15 protein-coding genes are annotated in these 21,269 nt (G+C 46.0%); 1 reads left to right on the top strand and 14 read right to left on the bottom strand.

What is annotated here, in order from left to right; genetic code table 11:
* The 10 genes from QF041_RS31200 to adhE form a co-directional block, all read right to left on the bottom strand.
* Positions 1-1,374: copper amine oxidase N-terminal domain-containing protein (locus QF041_RS31200; RefSeq protein WP_307416857.1), on the bottom strand; the 1,374-nt coding region annotated here is incomplete at its 3' end.
* A 275-nt stretch (positions 1,375-1,649) separates the two neighbouring features.
* Positions 1,650-3,287 (bottom strand): beta-N-acetylhexosaminidase, encoded by a 1,638-nt coding sequence (gene nagZ, locus QF041_RS31195; protein WP_307416856.1) that lies wholly within the window; start codon positions 3,285-3,287, stop codon positions 1,650-1,652.
* Between the two features lie 28 nt (positions 3,288-3,315).
* Positions 3,316-4,947 carry a response regulator transcription factor gene (locus tag QF041_RS31190; protein ID WP_307416855.1) on the bottom strand — a complete coding sequence of 544 codons (1,632 nt, stop codon included), beginning with the start codon at positions 4,945-4,947 and terminating at the stop codon, positions 3,316-3,318.
* Positions 4,944-6,779, bottom strand: coding sequence for a cache domain-containing sensor histidine kinase (locus tag QF041_RS31185; RefSeq protein ID WP_307416854.1), 1,836 nt, complete (start codon positions 6,777-6,779; stop codon positions 4,944-4,946). The genes QF041_RS31190 and QF041_RS31185 overlap by 4 nt, the downstream gene beginning before the upstream one ends.
* A gap of 32 nt (positions 6,780-6,811) precedes the next feature.
* Positions 6,812-7,642 (bottom strand): carbohydrate ABC transporter permease, encoded by an 831-nt coding sequence (locus tag QF041_RS31180; protein WP_076327972.1) that lies wholly within the window; start codon positions 7,640-7,642, stop codon positions 6,812-6,814.
* Complete coding sequence (locus QF041_RS31175; protein WP_036674966.1) at positions 7,642-8,526, bottom strand: carbohydrate ABC transporter permease; 885 nt, start codon at positions 8,524-8,526, stop codon at positions 7,642-7,644. Before QF041_RS31175 ends, QF041_RS31180 begins: the two co-directional genes overlap by 1 nt.
* A 51-nt stretch (positions 8,527-8,577) precedes the next feature.
* A complete protein-coding gene (locus QF041_RS31170; RefSeq protein WP_307416853.1) occupies positions 8,578-9,945 on the bottom strand; it encodes an ABC transporter substrate-binding protein in 1,368 nt (455 codons plus the stop codon).
* 221 nt (positions 9,946-10,166) lie between these two features.
* A complete protein-coding gene (gene pflA / locus QF041_RS31165) occupies positions 10,167-10,919 on the bottom strand; it encodes a pyruvate formate-lyase-activating protein (RefSeq protein ID WP_307416852.1) in 753 nt (250 codons plus the stop codon).
* Between the two features lie 89 nt (positions 10,920-11,008).
* A complete protein-coding gene (gene pflB / locus QF041_RS31160) occupies positions 11,009-13,267 on the bottom strand; it encodes a formate C-acetyltransferase (protein ID WP_307416851.1) in 2,259 nt (752 codons plus the stop codon).
* Between the two features lie 946 nt (positions 13,268-14,213).
* Positions 14,214-16,826 (bottom strand): bifunctional acetaldehyde-CoA/alcohol dehydrogenase, encoded by a 2,613-nt coding sequence (adhE, locus tag QF041_RS31155; RefSeq protein ID WP_307416850.1) that lies wholly within the window; start codon positions 16,824-16,826, stop codon positions 14,214-14,216.
* Positions 16,827-17,256: 430 nt separating this feature from the next.
* Between adhE and QF041_RS31150 the strand changes: the two genes are divergently transcribed.
* Positions 17,257-17,973 (top strand): Crp/Fnr family transcriptional regulator, encoded by a 717-nt coding sequence (locus tag QF041_RS31150; RefSeq protein ID WP_036614443.1) that lies wholly within the window; start codon positions 17,257-17,259, stop codon positions 17,971-17,973.
* Between the two features lie 86 nt (positions 17,974-18,059).
* On the opposite strand, the gene QF041_RS31145 is transcribed toward QF041_RS31150, so the two are convergent.
* The 4 genes from QF041_RS31145 to QF041_RS31130 form a co-directional block, all read right to left on the bottom strand.
* A complete protein-coding gene (locus QF041_RS31145; RefSeq protein ID WP_017687552.1) occupies positions 18,060-18,773 on the bottom strand; it encodes a hypothetical protein in 714 nt (237 codons plus the stop codon).
* A gap of 197 nt (positions 18,774-18,970) precedes the next feature.
* A complete protein-coding gene (locus QF041_RS31140) occupies positions 18,971-19,702 on the bottom strand; it encodes a hypothetical protein (protein ID WP_237174527.1) in 732 nt (243 codons plus the stop codon).
* Between the two features lie 191 nt (positions 19,703-19,893).
* A complete protein-coding gene (locus tag QF041_RS31135; RefSeq protein WP_074096966.1) occupies positions 19,894-20,190 on the bottom strand; it encodes a winged helix-turn-helix transcriptional regulator in 297 nt (98 codons plus the stop codon).
* A 331-nt stretch (positions 20,191-20,521) separates the two neighbouring features.
* Positions 20,522-21,250, bottom strand: a complete 729-nt coding sequence (locus tag QF041_RS31130) for a ThuA domain-containing protein (RefSeq protein WP_017687549.1) — start codon at positions 21,248-21,250, stop codon at positions 20,522-20,524.
* Between the last annotated feature and the right edge of the window lie 19 nt (positions 21,251-21,269).

The raw sequence follows: 21,269 nt of genomic DNA, 5'->3' as shown, positions 1-21,269 counted from the left end.
GGTTTCCGGGCTGTTACTGCGGATCAGCAGACTTGGTTCATCATAATAAGTGAAAGGTACTTTCTCCAATGCCGGTACTCCACCACCATCAAAAGTGAACTTTTCACCGACTGGTGTGAACAATTGATTGAAGTCAGTCACACTATAAAGTGTTTCTCCGGTAATATTGATCATCTTGGTATAGCTATCGCTAGCACCATGTTTATCGGTAACTGTAATCGTTACGGTCTTCGGTCCTGGAACAAAGAATGCAAGTGCATTGTTATCCCATTCTGTTTTTACAATTGCGTTCTCATCATCTGTACTTTGATCAATATAAGTGATTTTCTCACCCATTTTGTATTCTTCTTTATCTGTCGTAAACATCGCGACAGGAGGCAGATTTGGTCTTTCAACCTTAATCGTAACCGAATACGGATCGCTCCATTGACCACTTGAATCCTGGACCGCATAGGTTACTGTGTATACACCTGGTTGGTCGAATGAATCCTGACGGCCAGTCCAACGCTCATCTACAATGCTGAGTCCCTTGGGAGAACTGGATTTAGTTGTGTAAGTTACCTGGTCTCCGGCAAAAACCTCTTTTTGTACCGTGAAGCTTGCCACCGGTTTGGTACTCAGATTCAATACAACCGTTTTGGCAGATTGATTTACTTTATACGTAATGTCCAGAGCCTGTGTAATTGAAGTCAACGGCACCATGAACGTATTTTTTTGTTGATAAGCCGCGCCCTTCATCGTTCTGGACACACCATTAACGGTATAGATCTTGCTGTTTGTTTTGAAACGCAACTCATCTTCACCACTAATAATGATCGTTTCTTTGGTTGTGTTATCATATTTAACATCATAGCCAACCCGATCAACGAGAGCACGGATCGCTACATAGGATACACCATTTTTAACAGCCATCGGCTGTCCAGCAAGATACGTTTTGCCATCTTGCATCATTTTATTACTGTTCATATAAAGAGTGAGGTCTCCACCCCCGCCTCCAGCAACAGATGAACCGCCTGTAGATGGTTGCTCCACTTCTACCGGTGCAGGTGCTGGTGTTTCCTCAGCTGTACCTTCTTCGTCCGTAGGTTCAATTACCGGCTCAACAGGAGTCGCGTCTGTTCCTGTAGGAACATCTGTTTCAGGGTTCACTTCTTCAGTTGTTTCATTATTTGATGTTGGAGTGTTTGTTCCGGATTTCACTTCGGATTCCGCGATGGTTTGTTCTTTCTTCACAACCTCCACGGATTTAACTTTGGCTGTATTCACTGATGTAGTATCGCTCTGATCTGCTGATTGTGCATTGGCAGGAATCACTGCAAACGCCTGAAACACAGCAAAAGCGGTAAGTATGGACAATTTCTTCTTCAAATTCATTCTTTGTCTTTGGCTCCTTCTGCTCCCATTTTATAAATATCCCCCTCAAAAAGTCATATTATTAGACGCTTGGAACCGGGAAAAGTTGCTAAAAAGTTAAGAGGAGAATTGTAAACTTTTAATAGAAGGAAAATACTATGAAAATAGTTATCTATCAATTATCTTTTTGGCATTCATATCCCAATATTAACCAATAGAAAAATCCAACAAAAAAATCTCTCCGGGAGATGGTCAATCAGCACCATATCGCAGAGAGATGTAAGGTTTGAATAGGCCTAGCGCAAACGGACAGGCAGACTTCCTGTTGGCTTCAGTCCACCGGTTAACACATGGGACAGGGCCCGAACAACTGCTGGTGTATTCTCATACGTACATAAATAACTTCCCGGCCTCGAAATCTCCAGCAGGTCATATGGATTACGCAAAGCAATTACAATCAGCGAATGGTTCTTACTAAGCTTTTCAACCAAATACTGTTGCCCTTTCGGAAGATGACCTGCCGATGTGTACGTACATACGATAACTTGTTCACTATCCGACACATCCCTTAATATCCGATCTGCTTCATCAGAAGTGGGCTGAGTAGTAATTTTGTGCTCACGAACTCTGCCTCGCAGCTGCGATAACGCCATACCCAGCGATTCTGTATGGGACCACGGTTCATCCACCTCTGTCCGTTGCACAACCTCAGGCCAGATGACATACACGTCCCTCTCTGGGTCCAACGGCAGCAGCCCATCATTATGAACGATGGTAATACTGCTTGAAGCAATCTTGAACAACGTCAATTCGTTGGGCTCAGTGGGTTTAGTGGATTCAGTGAAATTAACAGGTTCAACATCGGTTGCTTCGACCGTTTCACTCGCTTTCGGCGAAACAAGAAGATCATTCTGCTGCCCGCAGCGCTTTCTTTTCCATGTCATAATGCGTTCCACCGCCTGATGAATAACCTCTTCCAAGATCCGGCCCGTTCGAACTGCTTCCACAATGGCTTCCAGCGCAGCAACCTGATCGTGCAAGGTATGACTCACCAGAATCAGATCTGCTCCTGCTTCCACAGCACGAACGGCGGCTTCAGCTACCCCATATGGCTTGGATATCGCATGCATTTCAAGACAGTCTGTAATAATAATGCCTTCAAAACCCATTTCCTCACGTAGCAGACCCGTTAACACCTTATGTGACAACGTAGCCGGAATGGACTCGGGTTCAATCGAAGGGAACATCACATGAGCTGTCATAATAGCATCAACTCCGGCCTCAATCGCCTTGCGGAACGGTAACAACTCCATCTGTTCCAGCCTGTTTCGATCATGAGGTACCGTAACCATACCAAGATGAGAATCTACAGCGGTATCTCCGTGTCCCGGAAAATGTTTGGCAGTAGCAGCTATGCCCTGTGATTGATATCCGGTGATGGCTGCTACGCCATGAGCGGCCACACTTTCAGCATGTTCACCATACGAACGCACACCGATAACCGGGTTAAGCGGGTTGTTATTCACGTCGACCACTGGTGCAAGGTTCATATTAATACCGATGCTTTTTAACTCACGACCCAGAATTTGAGCACACTCCAGTGTATATTCCGGATTGCCTGTCGCACCAAGTGCCATATTACCCGGTACTTGGGTCATTCCCTCTTGGTCAATCCGTGCAACCATGCCACCTTCCTGGTCCACCGAAATCATGAGTGGTAGGGCCCCCGCTTCAGCAGCCATATCTTGCAGTTCGGCGGATAGCCGTGTCAATTGATCCACACTTTCGACATTACGCCGGAAATAAATGACACCCCCGACGTGATAGTCACGGATTAAGCGAGTAATCTGTTCATCTGCGTGCTGACTGTGAAATCCACACATCAACAATTGGCCTACCTTTTGCTCCAATGTCAGATCATTCAAGGGTTTCATTCGACCTCTCCTCCCGTTTCCCTTGCTACTACAAACCCAATTGTTTACTCTGCCTGTACTCGGAGGGTTTCATATGGAAGTGTTTATGAAACACCTTGGAGAAGTAACGGCGCTCCTTGAACCCTGTGGCTTCCCCAATCGCTGTAATGCTCCATTCGGTTGTACTCAACAATAAAGCGGCACTTTCCATCCGTTTCTGCGTCATGTATTCCACAAAAGTAACACCCATTTGAGTTTTAAATAGCTGGCAAAAGTAACCCGGGCTGATTCCGAGCCAATCTGAGACTTCATCTATTCCCAAGTCCTGTTGCAGCCGTGCATCCATATACTCACATGCAGACAGGATCAGTTCCGATACAGAAGGACGTGGTTGTGTTTGTTTGCCTTGACAGGCATGGGTAACAACCTCTGCAAGTTCAAGGAGTTCCCTCATGGATACGGCCCCTTGCAGTGCATTCCAGTAATTCACTTCGTGCTCTTCAGCGAGGGCCTGTACTTCACGCAGTTCCCGAAGCATGTGTACAAGCATAAACCGAAGATTGGTTTCATCTATCCTGTTGAAGGATTGTCCTGAATTCCCCATTCGCTGTTTAAGGCGATCCAATACATCACGTAACCCCTGCTTGTTCCCTTGCCGAATCCACCGAGTAACAAGCTCCAGATCTTCTCTTGTAATCCATGAGTTAGCCCCTTTGGAGGCCGTATGATCATACGATAATGTGTTTTCGGGACAACTCGCCTTTAGCACCCCGTCTTCACTTTCCGAATGGGACATCAGTATTTTTTGACAATGCCGGTATCGCTCCAGAATTTGACTTTCCAGGTTCACGGGTACAGCATCCTGAACAACCCTAACCTTCACACTTGAATCCAAGAATAATATTTCATTTAATTCGAGACACAGTTGATGGGCCAGTTCCTCTGAGCGACGTTTCCACTCACCCGATGCCTCCAGCAGGATGCACCACTCCCCTTTGCGGGTCGAAAGAATCTGACAATCCTCCGTAATTCTCTCTGCCACTTCCCTAAGTCTGGAACTTATGGTCTCATGCCATCGTTGATGCTGAAGCTCGGACCAGCCGATAGAATGGCGAAAATAACCGACTGCATCCACCAGCAGCAACGTATACGGTGCAGTAGTTGTTATGAATTCAGGAACAGAGGAAGGATAGGAAATCTTCAATGGTGCTTCTCCTCGCAACAGGTCAATCAACTGTTTGTGTCTGATCCAGCTTTCCATCTCTTGGCTGCGATAACGTTGCGATTCGTTTTCCAGACGTCTCTTCTGGATCTGCCCGGCAAGCTCACGCAGTTTATGTTCCAGATTCAAATAATCAATTGGCTTACATATGTATTCATGTACATTATACTTGATAGCGGTTCGAGCATATTCAAACTGCTGATACCCGGTCAGCAAAATAATCTCACACGTTTCACCCTGCTCTCGCAGCAAACGAATAAGTTCCAATCCGTCCATAGACGGCATCCGAATATCACACAAGAGAATGTCTGGATGACTTTCTCTTACTTTCCCCAGCGCTTCTACACCACTTCTCGCTGTACCTGTGATTTCAATCCCCATCTCTTCCCAGGGTAAAATGAAGTTCAGATTCTCCAGAATCGGCAGCTCATCGTCAACCAGCATTGCAGTCAGATTCATCCGGCTTCCTCCTGCTCATATAATGGAATGATGCATCGAATAACTGTGCCATACCCCGGTGCTGAACATATAAATATGCCATATCCGGCCCCGTATTGAATACGAATTCGATCTGCCACACTTCGTAATCCCAATCCCCTGCGTTCCGTTATGGACGTTAATGATTCCGCCCCTTCCGCGAGCATATCTTCCGGCGGATCTTCTGCCATATACTCAAATCGTGCGAGCATTTCCTGGGGAATACCGATCCCATTATCCTCAACACATAACACCAGATGGCCCCGTTCCGCATATGCGCTTATCCGCAGTACACCTGGGTAGGTGATCCCCTCAAACCCGTGTTGAATGCTATTTTCCACCAGAGGCTGAAGGGTAAGCTTAAGCAGAATTGAGCTGTATAGATGGGGTGGAATGTCAATCTCATAGGTGAACAAATCACTGAATCTGTACTGTTGAATCTCCAGATAACTCTGCAAATGCCTGATTTCCTCACCCAGCGGAATCTCCTCCTGATCCTGAATGCTGATACGAAGCATATTGCCAAGTCTGGTCACCATCTCGCTTACTTTGCGGCCCTCCCCTCGCAGCGCTAATCCATTAATGGATTCCAATGTGTTAAACAGAAAATGAGGTTTGATCTGGGCCTGTAGTACACGCAGTTCCGCTTGGGCCTTCTGCTCTTGCTCTGCACGAACACGACGGAATAATCCCCCGATCCGATCCAATAGTTCATTGAACCCTTGCGCAAGCAGCTGCATTTCATCGAATCCTTTTCCTTCCACCCTCGCATTAAAATCACCATCATCCACACGACGCATAAACCTTACAAGTACAGCAATGTTACCCGTAATGCGATTCATGAAAAAAAGATTAAAGATCATCGCTGCGAGCAGGCATAACAGAATAATGATGACAGACCAACCGGCAAAGGCATTGGTTTCCGCAGATAAAGCTTCCCATGAAGTCACACTGACGAGGCTCCAGTTATAGTTCTTCAGATGATATTGCGAAATGATGCTCTCCTTGCCGTCAAAAACCGTTCTGACACTGCTAAAGCCGGGACCGTAACTGCCGGATTCAGCACCAAGGTTTTGCATGTTCTCACCGTTATACATACCTGCAGGATCATAAACGATCAGCCCTTCTTCATTAATTAACAGGAACGACGTATCCTGTGCTGAATCGCTGATTTGCAGGTGACGGAAGATCCGGTCGATCTCTCCTTTTTTGATCTGAACAACAAGCACGCCGATATTTTGAAAATAACTGAGTTCTTTGACCAGTCTGATCTGGGTGAAGACAGGCTCTACCCCGGTTAATTCGGGATATTCCAGAGGTGCGAGCCATTTGGGCACGCCATTAAGTTGCTGAATTTCGTTGAATAAGGGATGCACTTTGAATTGTTGAAAAGGAAGGGCTTGAAAGTTTTCTTTGGTGAAAATGGAGACAATCTGGTTGTTCTCGGACGAACGCAAATCGTATAAAAAGGCATAACTGATGAACGGATAATTATATAGAAGGGAACGGAAATTGCGCTGGCTGGCATTCAGGGATAACTGATTACCGGTCCCCAGATCCTGCTTGGTCGGATCTTTGGCGTTCAACGCCATTTGGAAAACCGAGGTCGCTATCCCGTTGTCGGTCACATTGTTAATCTGCTGAAATACATTTTCGATATTGTAACTGATGGCCTGAAGCGCATATTCGGCCTGTTGATTGTATTTTTTCTCAATCGTATGTGATGTGACCAGAAACATGCCAATGCCTAGCGCACACATCGGTACAATAATCAGCAGCAGAAATGCCAAGGCCAGCTTCATTCGCAAGTTCATATCCCGTTCTCCCTATTAACTGGTTCATGGTATTAACCTTTGACACCACCTGCAGTTACTCCTTCTATAATTTTCTCCTGGAGTATAGCGTAGATCACAAGTACAGGTACAACGCTGTATACAATACCTGCCGACATCTGGGCATAGTTCATCTGATATTGATCCCGAAACTGGACCATGCCCACTGGCAGCGTACGCAATTTATCGGTGGATAAGAAATAGTTGGCGAGTAAAAATTCGTTCCAGTTGCCGAGGAAATTAACGATAAAAACGGTAACAATAGCCGGAACCGTAAGAGGTATCACTATTTTAGCAAAGATACCCGGGGCCCTCAAGCCGTCCATGACCGCCGCTTCCTCAATTTCTCCAGGCAGAGAACGCATAAAAGCCGCCAGTATAATAATGGTAAAGGGGATCGCATTGGCCACATAGGGCACGATCAATGCAAGATGCGTATCCAATATGCCCATTTTGCGTACAAGCAGATAAATCGGCAGCATAAGTGCATTGTTGGGAATAAGCATACCCGCCAGAATCAGACTGTACAGAAACAGGCTCCATCTCCGGTGTCTCATCCGGGTTACGGCAAAAGCAAACATGGCACCGAGCGCAATCGTACACGCCGATGATAAAATCGAAATGTACAGGCTGTTCCAGAAATACGTGCCAATCTTGGCATTCACCCAAGCCTCCACGTAATTGTTAAACTCCCATGTTGTAGGCAAACCGAATGGATTCAGGGCGATTTCATTGTTATCCTGCTTGAAGGAAGAGAAAATCACAAATAAAAAGGGAAACAAAATCGCGATTAAATACAACATTAACAACACATGAGGTATACTGCTTTTTATGCTTTTCGCCATCAATATTCCACCTTCTCGCCCCGCCTCGCCACCAGCAGTTGATACACCGCAGTGAGCACAAGCGTCAGAGCAAAGATCAGCACTGCAATGGTATTGCCATAACCATATTTGAAGTTGGTAATTGCATATTTGATCATATATGTCGCCAGAACCTCGGTGGACCCAGCGGGCCCACCTTTGGTCATGACAATCACGATGTCGGCTGCTTTCATGGCACCTGCGATGGACAACATGATCACCACTGAAATGATCGGCCGGATCAGCGGCAACGTAATTCGCATTGCACGTTGTACCGCCGTTGCCCCATCAATTGCAGCCGCTTCATCCAGATCACGGGGAATCGCCAGTATGGCCGCCAGCACCATGACAATGTAAAATCCCGTCCACTGCCAGGCATTAGTCACCAAGATGGACAACATGGCAAATCGGTTATCCGATAACCAGTAGATTGGATCGATGCCCAGCACATGAAGCATTTTGTTTAATAGTCCGATATTGGGCTCATAGATGAATCCCCATAAAATACCGATAACGGCTGTCGACATGATGGATGGTAAAAAAACAGCGGTTTTATACAGACCTTTCAGCCTTTTCACATTGGCAATCAGAAGCGAAAACAGGACGATTAGGGGTACCTGAATCAGTACCGAAAATCCGATGAAAAAGCCGTTATTCCGTGTGGAAATCCAAAAACGTTCATCGGTCAGTGCCTTCACATAATTGGATAAACCCACAAAACGTGGCTCAGCCGATACCCCATTCCAACTCGTCAGACTGTAATACAGGGAGCTACCAATAGGGTATAGAAAGAACATTACAAACAGAATTAGGGCTGGCATTACAAACAACGTATAGATTAACGGGCTGCGGAGTGAAGTATTCATGGTCAGCCTCCTTCAGTCACTTCAACGATCGCAGTTTCGACTTGAATTGGTTTATTCCACGGAAGCGTTTGCTTCCTCTTGCACCTTTTGCAACTCTTCTGCCATTTTCTCTGGCGTCGTCTGCCCACCAATCAACTTCTGGATTTGCAGATTGCTGATCTCTGTCGTCACATCGGCCTGAACGAGTGCATCAAATGCAGGGAACGACGTCTTGGACGCATTAAGCACAGCCACAATTTCTTTCATCAGATCATCGGTAATGCTATCGGTCAGCACTTTCTCGTCCAGCTTCATGGCAGGCAACACACCGTCTTCCACAAGGCCGCGGATCTGCATATCTTCATTGTAGAAATTTTTGATAAAAGCTTTCACTGCTTCCAGCTTCTGCGGGTCATCCGCCACTGCTGCCGAGAATCCGTATCCATTGTTCACATCACGCATCAAAGACGTCTGATCTCCTGCTCCGTTCTCTACCGGAGGCATATTGAAGAATCCAACCTTGCCAATGAGCGATTCACCGCTCTGACCTTCTTTGAATACAGAGGATTTCCACGTTCCGTCATACATCAACACCGCTTCTCCGCTCGTAAATTGCGTGGTATATTCGGCATACTCAAAGCCCAGCTCACCTTTTTTGAAATAACCCTTATCCACCCATTCCTTATGTTTGGCAAAACCTTGCACAACACCCGGATCGGTCCACTTCGCTTCACCTGTTGCAAACTTTGCGGTAATCTCCGGTCCGGCATACCGGGACCACAGGTGGTTGGTTAACATAAGCGGTACCCAGCCCGCCTTAGATGCGGAAGCAAGCGGCACTTTACCATCAGCCTTGATCTCGGCCAGTATATTGTCCAGTTCAGCCATGGTGGTTGGGGCTTTCCATCCTTTTTGTTCGAAGTACTCTTTATTATAGAAAAAACCTTCGCCCGAACCGCCAATCGGCAGTCCATATACTTTGCCTTCATACGTAAACGGTTCAAGGGATGTAAACTGGTCCTGAATGCCCAGCTCTTGCAGGATTGGGGTCAGATCAAGCAGCATACCTTCCTTGGCATAAACTTTGGAATCCGGGCTACCGAACAGTTCAAATATATCCGGCGGGTTGCCTGCCGCCATCTCTCCGCGAAGCTTTTCCTTACGATTCACATCGGATTCGACACCATCCAGCGTAAAGGTCAGATTGGGTACCTCTCCCTCAACTTTGTCCACAACATCCTGCAGAATGGCCAGTCTTTTCTGTTTGTCGGCTCCCACCTGCGTGTGGCGGAGAAGCATTTCAACCGGTTCCTTACTTGTTTCCTCCACAGGTGTATTGCCTGCGCCTTGCTGCGGCTCGTTACTTGAGCTTGCACATCCCGCCAAAGTCCATGAAGTGATAAGCAATAATGAAAGCAGTAATGTCATTCTTTTTTTCATCTGGTTGACCCTCCTCAAGATATTGAGCATTTGGCTTTACACTCTGATTATAAAAAGCCGGAGCTTACATCGTAAGGATGACAATTCATCAATGGAGGGATAAAATCCTTCACTGGACCCATAATCTTGCATTTCCAATGGATAACAGCAAAAAAACAGCCCCTGCGAAACATGTTCGCAAGGACTGCTTGGTTGATTGTTTTTATTATATAAAGGTCAGATTACTTACCTGAACAAGCCACGCCAGCCGTTTCCTGGCGACCTTGTTCGATCAGGCGATACGCCCGCTCCACTTCTTCTTCAGTTGGTGAAGGAACTCCATCCAGTGGATATACTTTGCCGAGCGCCTCCCATTTGTAGATCCCCATCTGATGGTATGGAAGAATTTCGAACTTCTCGACACCATTTAATGTTCCAATAAACCGTCCGAGGTTAAGCAGATCCTCTTCCTCGTTATGAATGCCAGGCACATACACGTGGCGTATCCACATTTTCCGACCTTGCTCCGATAACCACTTGGCCGTTTTCAACGTTCTCTCGTTGGATTTGCCTGTCAGCTTGATATGTTTCTCATCATCAATATGCTTGAGGTCTAGCAGAACCAGGTCTGTGTTATCCAACAGATCGTGAATCCGCTCCGGTTCGTTAAACCCGTTGCTGTCCAGCGTCGTATGCAATCCCCAACGCCGCTTCACTTCCTTGAAGATTTCGGCTACAAAATGAGCCTGTAACGTTGGTTCTCCGCCAGATATCGTGAGTCCGCCTCCAGAGCTGCGGTAATAGGATAGATACGGCTCAATTTCAGCCAGTACCTCCTCTAACGTCATTTCTTTTCCGCCATCCAGCGCCCATGTATCAGGGTTGTGGCAATATTGACATTTGAGTAGACATCCTTGCATAAAAAGCACAAAGCGGATGCCTGGGCCGTCAACCGTCCCGAAAGTTTCGAGTGAATGAATATGTCCGTTAACCATGCTGCCTCTTCCTTTCTGTATCCGCATCCGCTGTGCGTTTAATATGATTTGGAATGCCTTGCTCTAGCGGTCTTCTACTTGCAAATTACTTACATCGAGCCATGGAACGTACGGTTGATGACATCCAGCTGTTGTTCACGAGTCAGTTTAATGAAGTTAACGGCATATCCGGATACCCGTACAGTCAGTTGCGGATAGTTTTCCGGGTGATCCATCGCATCAATCAATTGTTGACGATCAAATACGTTAACGTTCAGGTGATGAGCGTTTTGACCGAAGTAACCGTCCATCATCGCAGTCAGATTGGATTTACGTGTAGTCTCCTCTTTACCCAATGCTTTTGGCACGATGGAGAAGGTATTGGAAATACCATCAAGACTGTGTTCATAAGGCAATTTGGCTACAGAGCCAAGGGATGCCAGTGCACCTTTTTTGTCACGACCATGCATTGGGTTCGCGCCTGGAGCAAATGGCTCACCTGCTTTACGACCATCCGGTGTAGTTCCTGTTTTCTTACCATATACCACGTTGGAAGTGATCGTCAGAACGGATTGTGTTGGAACTGCATTACGGTAAGCTTTGTGTTTGCGAATCATACCCATGAAGTTCTCCACCAGTTCAACAGCAATGCTGTCTACGCTGTCTTCATTGTTACCGTAACAAGGGAAGTCTCCTTCGATTTCAAAATCAACAGCGATGCCTTGTTCGTTACGAATTGGTTTAACTTTGGCATATTTGATCGCACTCAGTGAATCTGCTGTAACCGACAGACCAGCGATACCGCACGCCATCGTACGTACAATGTCACGGTCATGTAATGCCATTTCGATACGCTCATAGCTGTATTTATCGTGCATGTAGTGAATGACGTTGAGGGTGTTCATATACAGTTTCGCCAGCCACTCCATCATTGGTTTGAAGCGTTTCATAACCTCATTGTAATCCAGTACTTCGCTAGTGATGGCAGGATACTCAGGTCCAACTTGTGCTCCGGATTTCTCGTCACGACCACCGTTGATCGCATACAGGAGGGCTTTTGCCAGGTTGGCACGAGCGCCGAAGAATTGCATTTGTTTCCCGATCTTCATAGCCGAAACACAGCATGCAATACCGTAATCGTCACCGTAGATTGGACGCATCAGATCATCATTCTCATACTGGATTGAGCTAGTTTCAATGGATACTTTACTGCAATAATCTTTGAAAGCTTCCGGAAGTTTCGTGGACCATAGTACAGTCAGGTTCGGTTCTGGTGCAGGACCCAAGTTGTGCAACGTATGCAGGAAACGGAAGCTGTTTTTGGTTACGCGTGTTTCGCCATTCACAGACATACCACCGATGGACTCAGTCACCCATGTTGGATCTCCACTGAACAGTTCGTTGTAATCCGGTGTGCGCAGGAATTTGACAATCCGCAGTTTCATTACAAAATGGTCAACCAATTCCTGAGCCTGTTCTTCAGACAGAATGCCTTCTTGTAGGTCACGTTCAATGTAGATATCCAGGAAAGAAGATACACGTCCCAGAGACATCGCAGCACCGTTCTGTTCTTTGATCGCAGCGAGATAACCGAAGTACAACCATTGGAATGCTTCTTTTGCTGTTGTCGCTGGCAAGGAAATATCGAACCCGTGCATATCGCCCAATTGTTTCAATTCCTGCAATGCACGAATCTGCTCAGACAATTCTTCCCGCAGACGAATGACATCTTCATCAATGACATCAACTTCGAGTGCATTCAGTTCACCTTTTTTGTTACGAATCAGGAAGTCTACCCCGTACAAAGCTACACGACGATAGTCACCAATGATCCGACCACGGCCATAAGCATCTGGCAGACCGGTAATAATCCCTGCTTTACGCGCTGCACGCATGTCGGAGGTATAAGCATCGAATACACCTTGGTTATGTGTTTTGCGAATGTTTGTAAATATATCAATGACGCCTTGAGGCAATTCGAAGCCGTATGCTTCACATGCATCAATCATCATCCGGATTCCGCCTGTTGGTTGAATGGAACGTTTGAACGGAGCATCGGTCTGAACACCGACGATCTGCTCTTTGGATTGATCCAGATAACCTGGTTGGTGAGAAACAATAGTCGCTGGTGTGTTCACATCAACGTCAAGGACACCGCCATTATCCCGTTCTTTTTTGGTCAGATCAGATACGATCTCCCACAATTCTTTGGTATTCTGGGTTGCACCTGCGAGAAATGCTTCGTCACCGTAATACGGAGACAAGTTGTGTGCCAGAAAATCATTCACATCTACGGATTTGGTCCATGTTCCTTTGGTAAAGTTTCTCCAGCCTGTTTGTTGTTTGACATCTTTTTCAATCACCGACATCGTAATCCCTCCACTAATTTGGATTTCTGGACACATAACATCTTGCTTCATTCGTAGCATTGTGTGCCCAGAGCCGCGATTAATGTGAATTGTTTCACATAAACCGGAACATGTTCTCTCTACTTGGGAACCGGAACCGCGGGATGAATGTTTTTCTTACATTTTCAGTATACGACTTGGGGCTTTCATCATCTGTGATTTTTGTCACAAAGCCAGTGAACTAACTCACTCCACCTGCGCTGTGTCCCATTAAACCCTATTTAGTTTCACACTTAGCCACTGCGCGGGCAGAACAACTTCCGATCGCTGTTATCCCCGGATTTTTTCAATTTTATATTTCAAAGGGTAAAATCCGGGGATAAAGGCGAACGCTCCGCTTCTTCAGTTTTTTCTGCCCTCTCCGTTATTGTGTGAACATCTGGCTCAAACGGTCACATCACGGATTCCGTGTAACCTTTCTAGAACCCGTTGCTCCTCTATCCTCGGAGCAGCAAACCAAATCTTAAAATAAACCCTGAAAAACAGGTGCTTCGCTCTTCTGTTTTTCTGCCCTCTTCGTTATTGTGTGACCACCTGGCTCAAACAGCCACGTCACGGATTCCGTGTAACCTCTCTAGAACCCTTTGCTCCTCTATGCTCGGAGCAAATCAAATCTTAGATTGAATCCTGAAAAACAGGTGCTTCGCTCTTCTGTTTTTCTGCCCTCTTCGTTATTGTGTGAACATCTGGCCCAAACAGCCACATCACGGATTCCGTGTAACCTCTTTAAGAACCATTGCTCCTCTATGCTCGGAGCAAACCAAATCTTAAAGTAAATCCTGAAAAACAGGTGCTTCGCTCTTCTGTTTTTCTGCCCTCTCGTTATTGTGTGAAAGACGGCAATCGGGGCTCCCCTCTCGGGGAACCCTGATCTTCTTGCCGTAAGGCACGCTTCGTTCTAGATTTATTATTCAAACTTTCCGTAGAAAGCGTTGCGGTATACATCAGCCAGTTCAGTTACCAGCGGCAACTTCGGATTGGCGGTTGTACATTGGTCTTCGAAGGCACGGTCTGCCAGATAATCTACATGTGCTTCAAAGTCTTTGGCATCAAATCCGATTTCCTGGAACGATTCTTCAATGCCCAAGATTTTGTTCAGGTTACGGATGGCATTGATGAGACTGGTAACGCCTTCTTCTGTCGTACGAGCAGGCAATCCCAGTATGCGGGCGATTTCGGCATACCGCTCATCCGCTACAAAGTGCGAATATTTCGGGAACGATGCAAATTTGGTCGGTTTTTTCGCGTTGTAGCGAATAACGTGCGGCATCAGGATTGCATTGGTGCGTCCGTGTGCGGTGTGATACTGACCGCCCCATTTGTGCGCCAAGCTGTGGTTAATGCCCAGGAATGCGTTGGCAAACGCCATACCTGCAATCGTGGAAGCATTATGCATTTTCTCACGTGCCAGTTTGTCGCCTTGCAGCGCAGATTGCTCCAGGTATTGGAATACCAGTTGGATTGCTTTAATCGCAAGTCCATCCGTGTAATCATTTGCCATAACAGATACATAAGCTTCAATCGCATGAGTCAGTACGTCCATACCTGTATCGGCAACGGCTGTTCTAGGTAGGGAGTATACAAACTCCGGATCGACAATCGCTACGTCTGGAGTCAGCTCATAGTCGGCCAATGGATATTTGGTGTTACCTTGATTTTTATCTGTGATAACCGCGAACGATGTCACTTCAGAACCTGTACCCGATGTGGTTGGGATCGCTACAAATTTCGCTTTTACGCCGAGACGTGGATATTTGTAGATCCGTTTGCGGATATCCATGAATTTCTGTTTCAGATCGTTGAAGTCCGTGTCCGGATATTCATAGAACAACCACATGGCTTTGGCAGCATCCATCGGTGATCCACCGCCAAGTGCGATAATGCAGTCTGGTTGGAAGCGGCGCATCATTTCGGTTCCACGATCTACCGTTGTTGTGGATGGATCTGGCTCAACATCGGAGAATACTTCGATTGCTACCGGCATTTGGCGTTGACGCAGATAGTGTTCTACCTTTTCAACATATCCAAGCTTAACCATCATGGCATCCGTAATAATCGCAACACGTGTGATGTCAGGCATTTTGGCAAGATACTGCGTTGCGCCTTTTTCGAAGTAGACTTTGTTCGGCACTTTGAACCATTGCATATTCACGGTACGGCGAGCCACCCTTTTCACATTGATTAAGTTCACAGCGGTTACGTTGGAAGAAGTCGAGTTACGTCCGTATGATCCGCATCCCAGTGTCAATGACGGCATGTTTGTGTTGTAGATATCACCGATGGCACCGTGTGTGGATGGCGAGTTCACAATAATCCGTCCGGTTTGCAGACGATCTGCGAATTTGCCAATCACTTCTTCATTTGTGGAGTGGATAACCGAGGAGTGACCCATGCCGCCAAAAGCAACCACTTCTGCTGCACGTTCAATTCCCTCTGCTGCCGTTTTAACTTTGTAACAAGCCAGTACCGGGCTTAATTTCTCAGCCGACAATGGGAATTTGGTACCTACCCCTTCAATCTCGGCCACGAGAATTTTGGTGCCTGCCGGAACTTCAATACCGCACAACTTCGCAATACTCACCGCAGATTGACCAACAATCGCCGGGTTCACCGCACATTTCTCGGCATTAATCGCACCTGCTGTCAATTTTGCTGCTTCATCTTTGTTAACAAAGTAACAGCCATTTGCAATCATTTTTTTCTTCACTTGATCAAAGATCGGTTCTTCAATGATGACCGCTTGTTCAGAAGCACAGATCATGCCGTTATCGAAAGATTTGGACAGGATCAAATCCGTCACTGCCTGATTGATATCTGCGCTTTTCTCGATAAAGCAAGGTACGTTACCCGGTCCTACGCCCAGTGCAGGTTTACCACAGCTGTACGCTGCACGTACCATGCCTGATCCGCCTGTTGCCAGAATGAGAGCCACATCATTGTGATTCATCAGTTCGTTTGTACGATCCATGGAAGGATCATCAATCCACTGAATACAATCCGCTGGTGCACCATGTTTCACAGCCGCTTCCAGCAGGATTTTGGCAGCTTCCCGGCTACAATTCTGTGCAGATGGGTGGAAACCAAAGATGATTGGGTTACGCGTCTTAATGGAGATCAGTGCTTTAAACATCGTTGTTGATGTTGGATTCGTAACCGGGGTAATCCCCATAATAATACCGACCGGCTCCGCAATTTTCTGGAAGCTCTCATACTCGTTATCTTCAATCACACCTACGGTTTTGTCATACTTGATGCTGTGGTACACATATTCTGTTGCAAATATATTTTTGGTGATTTTATCCTCATACACTCCGCGGCCTGTTTCTTCTACGGCCATCTTGGCGAGCATCATGTGTTTATCCAGACCCGCAAGTGCCATCGCTTGCACAATCCGGTCAATCTGCTTTTGGTCCATCTTCATGAATGCGGCGTGTGCTTTATTCGCTTTGTCGATTAACGTTTGAATATACTGACCTGCTGTCGGTTCTTTTGCTGGGGCGACTTCGTTCTTTACAGCCATCTCCCTCATCCTCCTAAAGGTTCGTATTAGTTTGTCTCTCTCGTTTACATTCACATCGTAACATGACAATAAACTTAATTATGTGATTTTTTTCACAAAGTATAACAAATTTAATTTAAGTTTTGTAGTGTCCTTCATACGACCATTTTCACTTCCTATTTAAAATATAGGGCTGTAAAATTCATCCTCTCCATTAAAAGTGAATTTTATCACAATGTTTGAAATTTCGTCATTTTTGCCCCCTTTCCTTCCCCCTCAAACGGTAAGATTAGGTATATACTGAACTTAAAAATTGAACCACCGCAATTTGTACCGTCCTTCCTCCCGGCCGAGATGACCCTGATCAGGACGGCAACGGTTTGCGGCGAACCTCGGAGGCTACTGCTTACTACAGAAGGTCGTCCGATGGACATAAAGGGGAGATAGACTTATGAGAGAACTAACAACTGTACTGGAAAAGCGCGGTAATACTAACTGTTTCTCGGAAGCAAATTTCAACCATCTGCTGGTTACCATGAAAGATAGAACCTATCCGGAAGGTACACATCTGTACTGGGAAGGCGACATCTCTGACAAACTTTATTATATGAAACGGGGCCGTGCCCAGATCACCAAATCCACGGATGAAGGCAAGGAACTGATCATGTACATGTATCAATCCGGTGATATGATTGGGCAGGCTGATCCCTTCTTTGGCTCTAAACACAGCTTCTCAGCGGAAGTATTGGAGGACAGTGAGATCGGTGTACTGGAACATAAAGACCTGGAAATGTTAATCTGCCAGCATTGTGACTTCGCGATCGATTTTATGAAATGGATGGGCATCCACCACCGGTTGACACAGACCAAATTCCGGGATCTCATGTTATATGGCAAACCGGGTGCACTTTGCTCCACCCTCATTCGGTTGTCGAATTCGTATGGTGAGCCTCATGGAGAGCATGTCATTATTCACAAAAAAATTACCCACACGGACCTGTCCAATATGATTGGAGCCACTCGTGAAAGTGTAAACCGCATGTTAAGCGACCTGCGTAAGAAAGATGGGATTGAATATGACAATGGCATGATTGTCATCAAAGATCTGAAGATGCTGCAAGGAATCTGTCACTGTGAGCTTTGCCCGAACGAGATCTGTCGTATTTAATATTTGACTATGCTGATCGGATCTTGTTTATATATTTAATGAAAAAAGCCCAGTTCTCTAAAAAGAGATTGGGCTTCTTGGTATACTTAGGATGCATTGGTTAATTCAAGCTTAACCGCATCACGTGGATTCAATTTCATGTCCAGACCATTTTCCATTAATTCTTTGTCATTCACCATAATGACCCACCGCTCATTCATACGAGGCGTGACATTCTCGACCGAAACGACAAATTTGTTATTCTCCGACATTCTTACAATGCCGCTGGACTTCAACACATCACGAACTGTGCACTCTTGAACGTAGACGCCGGCATATTGACGATTAAGGGTTGGCATAATGTTTCCACCGCTAACCTTGAGTAACGTTGTCTGATATGCAACGCCATCCCCCCCACTGTCAGCGGCTTTCACGTAAATGATCACTTCATCTTTGGCATGAAGTTCCATGTCCCAATCTTCCTGTTCAATATCCTTGCCATTCAATTTGACAGCCCAGCTAAGCGAAGAATCCAGAGAAACTTCACCGACGGATTGAATCCGTTTGCCATCTGCCGTAAAATCAACCAGTCCGCTATTGAGTAATGCTTTTTTGAGTGTCAAACCCTCACTAAAATCTCGCTTAATGGACTTTGTCGCATCAGGCAAAAACGTACTGCCATCTACAGCCACTGTGATTGTATTCGCTGTTTCTGTTTCTTTGACAATTGGCTGCTCAGAAGGCTGTGTCTCACTACAACCAGCCAAGATCGCCAGTAGGAGCAAACATACACCTATGTAACCGGGGATTTTCTTCATCATGTAGGTAACACCACCCTGCGTAAAATCATTCACCCTGTTGTCCATAACCTCTATTATGGCACAACCTTCGGCAAAAAAAAGTGTCAAAGCCGTTACTTTTAAATGCTGTCCCCTCCAAATAGGGCTTGTACAAGAAAGAGAGCCTGCACACAGGCTCCCCAATCTAATTCATTTTTATGTTCTAATTGGTTACGTTATCACTGGACACAAGCCTGCATGTATGTCCGTCCTCCATCGCCATCTTTCAGATATGGATTAAGCCCGAAGAACTGCTCCTCAGATACGTAAACACCTGTCAGCAATCGCCCTTCAAGCAATCCACCGTCCACCTGCACGCAGCATGAAGGTGCGTCTACATACTCCTGATACAACGGAATCTGCCCATATTGTTGATGTACCTTGAATACCTTGCCTTGCTCATGCAAAGGTCGTTCCGAGAAATAGGTAGGCACAATATAACGGGCAATGACATCCAGTTCCTGCACGCTGTAAAAGGGTTCATCACCAAGCCATGGTGCAAACATTCGAATCTTCTCATATTGTGACCAAACAACCGCCTGAATCAGCATTTCTGCCTGAACCAGCCGACCTTCTCCCACATCCAGAACCAACCGCTTCCCATGGATGGTTTCTTCCATCTGAGAAGTCGTTGAATCAGGTTGTCCCAGCTCACATCCGATACACTTCCAGCCCCTGGACGTTTGAATCCATTTTTGCAGCACCGCCGGAGCTAATCTCGGACCATCGCTGTTCACAGAATGCGTATTCACTTCGGCAAGATCATCCTTAACTGAACGGGAATATGCTGTGCGCTTAAACAACTCCGCAGCTTTTTTATAAATTAGATGGACCTGAATGGATGCGCTCTCAAGTTCTGCAATATCTTCTTTGCCGTAGCGTACTTCAAGGGATAAGCTTTCTTCTCTCATGACAAGTGGGCCTCCTTCGCTCCGGCCGTCTGTGGCCATTTTCTATAGATTATACTACAACTCATGACAACATGTGCATAGCCCAGGAGAAAAACGCCGATCCACCTAATACTTAAGACAAAAACCCCTGATTTCCACGGAAATCAGGAGTCTATGTCATTCATGCAACAAAAGTGGGTGATGCTTATACGTTAGTCAACCCACTGCTCAGCCCAGTCTTGAATTTGATTCATGACAGGCTGGAGCGCTCTACCTTTATCCGTCAGTTCATATTCAATACGAACTGGCGTCTCGGGATAGACGTGACGAACCAGAATACCTTCACTCTCCAGATCTTTCATCCGTTCGGATAACATCTTATCACTCATGGATGGAATCAGATTGGAGATATCCTTGAATCGCTTCGAACCACTCATCAACGTTTGAATAATTAAACCATTCCAGCGCTTGCCCAAAAAAGAAAACGCCGTCTCAAAACGCGGACACATCCGCAAGTCTTGACCTTCCACATTAATCACCTCTTTAGAGATCACTCAAATCAACTTACATTTTGTTAGTATATTTCATATTAACATATTTAAGCTTCAAAGAAAACGCCTGCAACTAAAAAGTTTAAATTTTAGAAGCATAACATCCAAAATGGATCATACATCCCAGTATACATTACACGTTGCGTCGTAACCATGGGAAATATCGTATAACTTCCCCATAGTACTATCTTACCCAAAAAGAACCCAACTGCCACAGTCATCATTGACTCGGAGAAGGGTTCTTTTTGAATAAAACGTATAATTTCCATTTCACGATTGAGTTAGTGAATTAGACCAGCACGCCACCAAATGGTCTTACAGGTTCACTCTTGCCAAATTCCGGCTTAAAGCTGCGGGCAGGATATGCCCATTTCACTGCGTTGCTGATCACTCTTAATATTTCCGGCTTGTAATAGGTCGGATACGTCTCATGACCTGGTCGGAAATAAAAGATTTTACCTTCACCACGCCGGAACGTACATCCACTCCGGAATACTTCCCCACCCTGGAAGTTACTTACAAACACCAGTTCATCCGGTACTGGAATATCGAAGAATTCACCGTACATCTCTTCTTTTTCCAATACAATCTTGCCCTCGATGCCATCCGCAATCGGATGAGATGGGTTAACACACCATACAATTTCCTGCTCGTCAGCTACACGCCATTTCAGATCGCAGCTGGTTCCCATCAGCGCTTTGAATGGTTTGGAGAAATGACCTGAATGGAGCACAATCATCCCCATGCCGTTCAGCACTCGCTGCGCGACCTTCTGTGAGATCTCATCGCTTACGCGATCATGTGCCATATGTCCCCACCATATAAGCACATCTGTGGAATTCAGCACTTCATCACTTAATCCGTGTTCAGGCTGATCCAGTGTAGCTGTACGAATAGCAAAGCCTTCGCCGCCAAGTCCGTCAGCCAGTGCTCGATGCAGACCATCCGGGTAGACTTCCCTTACTTCATCGTGAATTTTCTCATGGACAAATTCATTCCAAATGGTGACGTTGATCATATTCAATTTCCCCCTAGTG

It is taken from the genome of Paenibacillus sp. W2I17 (assembly GCF_030815985.1).
GTDB lineage: Bacteria > Bacillota > Bacilli > Paenibacillales > Paenibacillaceae > Paenibacillus.
The sequence above is the reverse complement of the archived record's forward strand: the minus strand, read 5'-3'. Positions and strand labels throughout refer to the sequence as shown.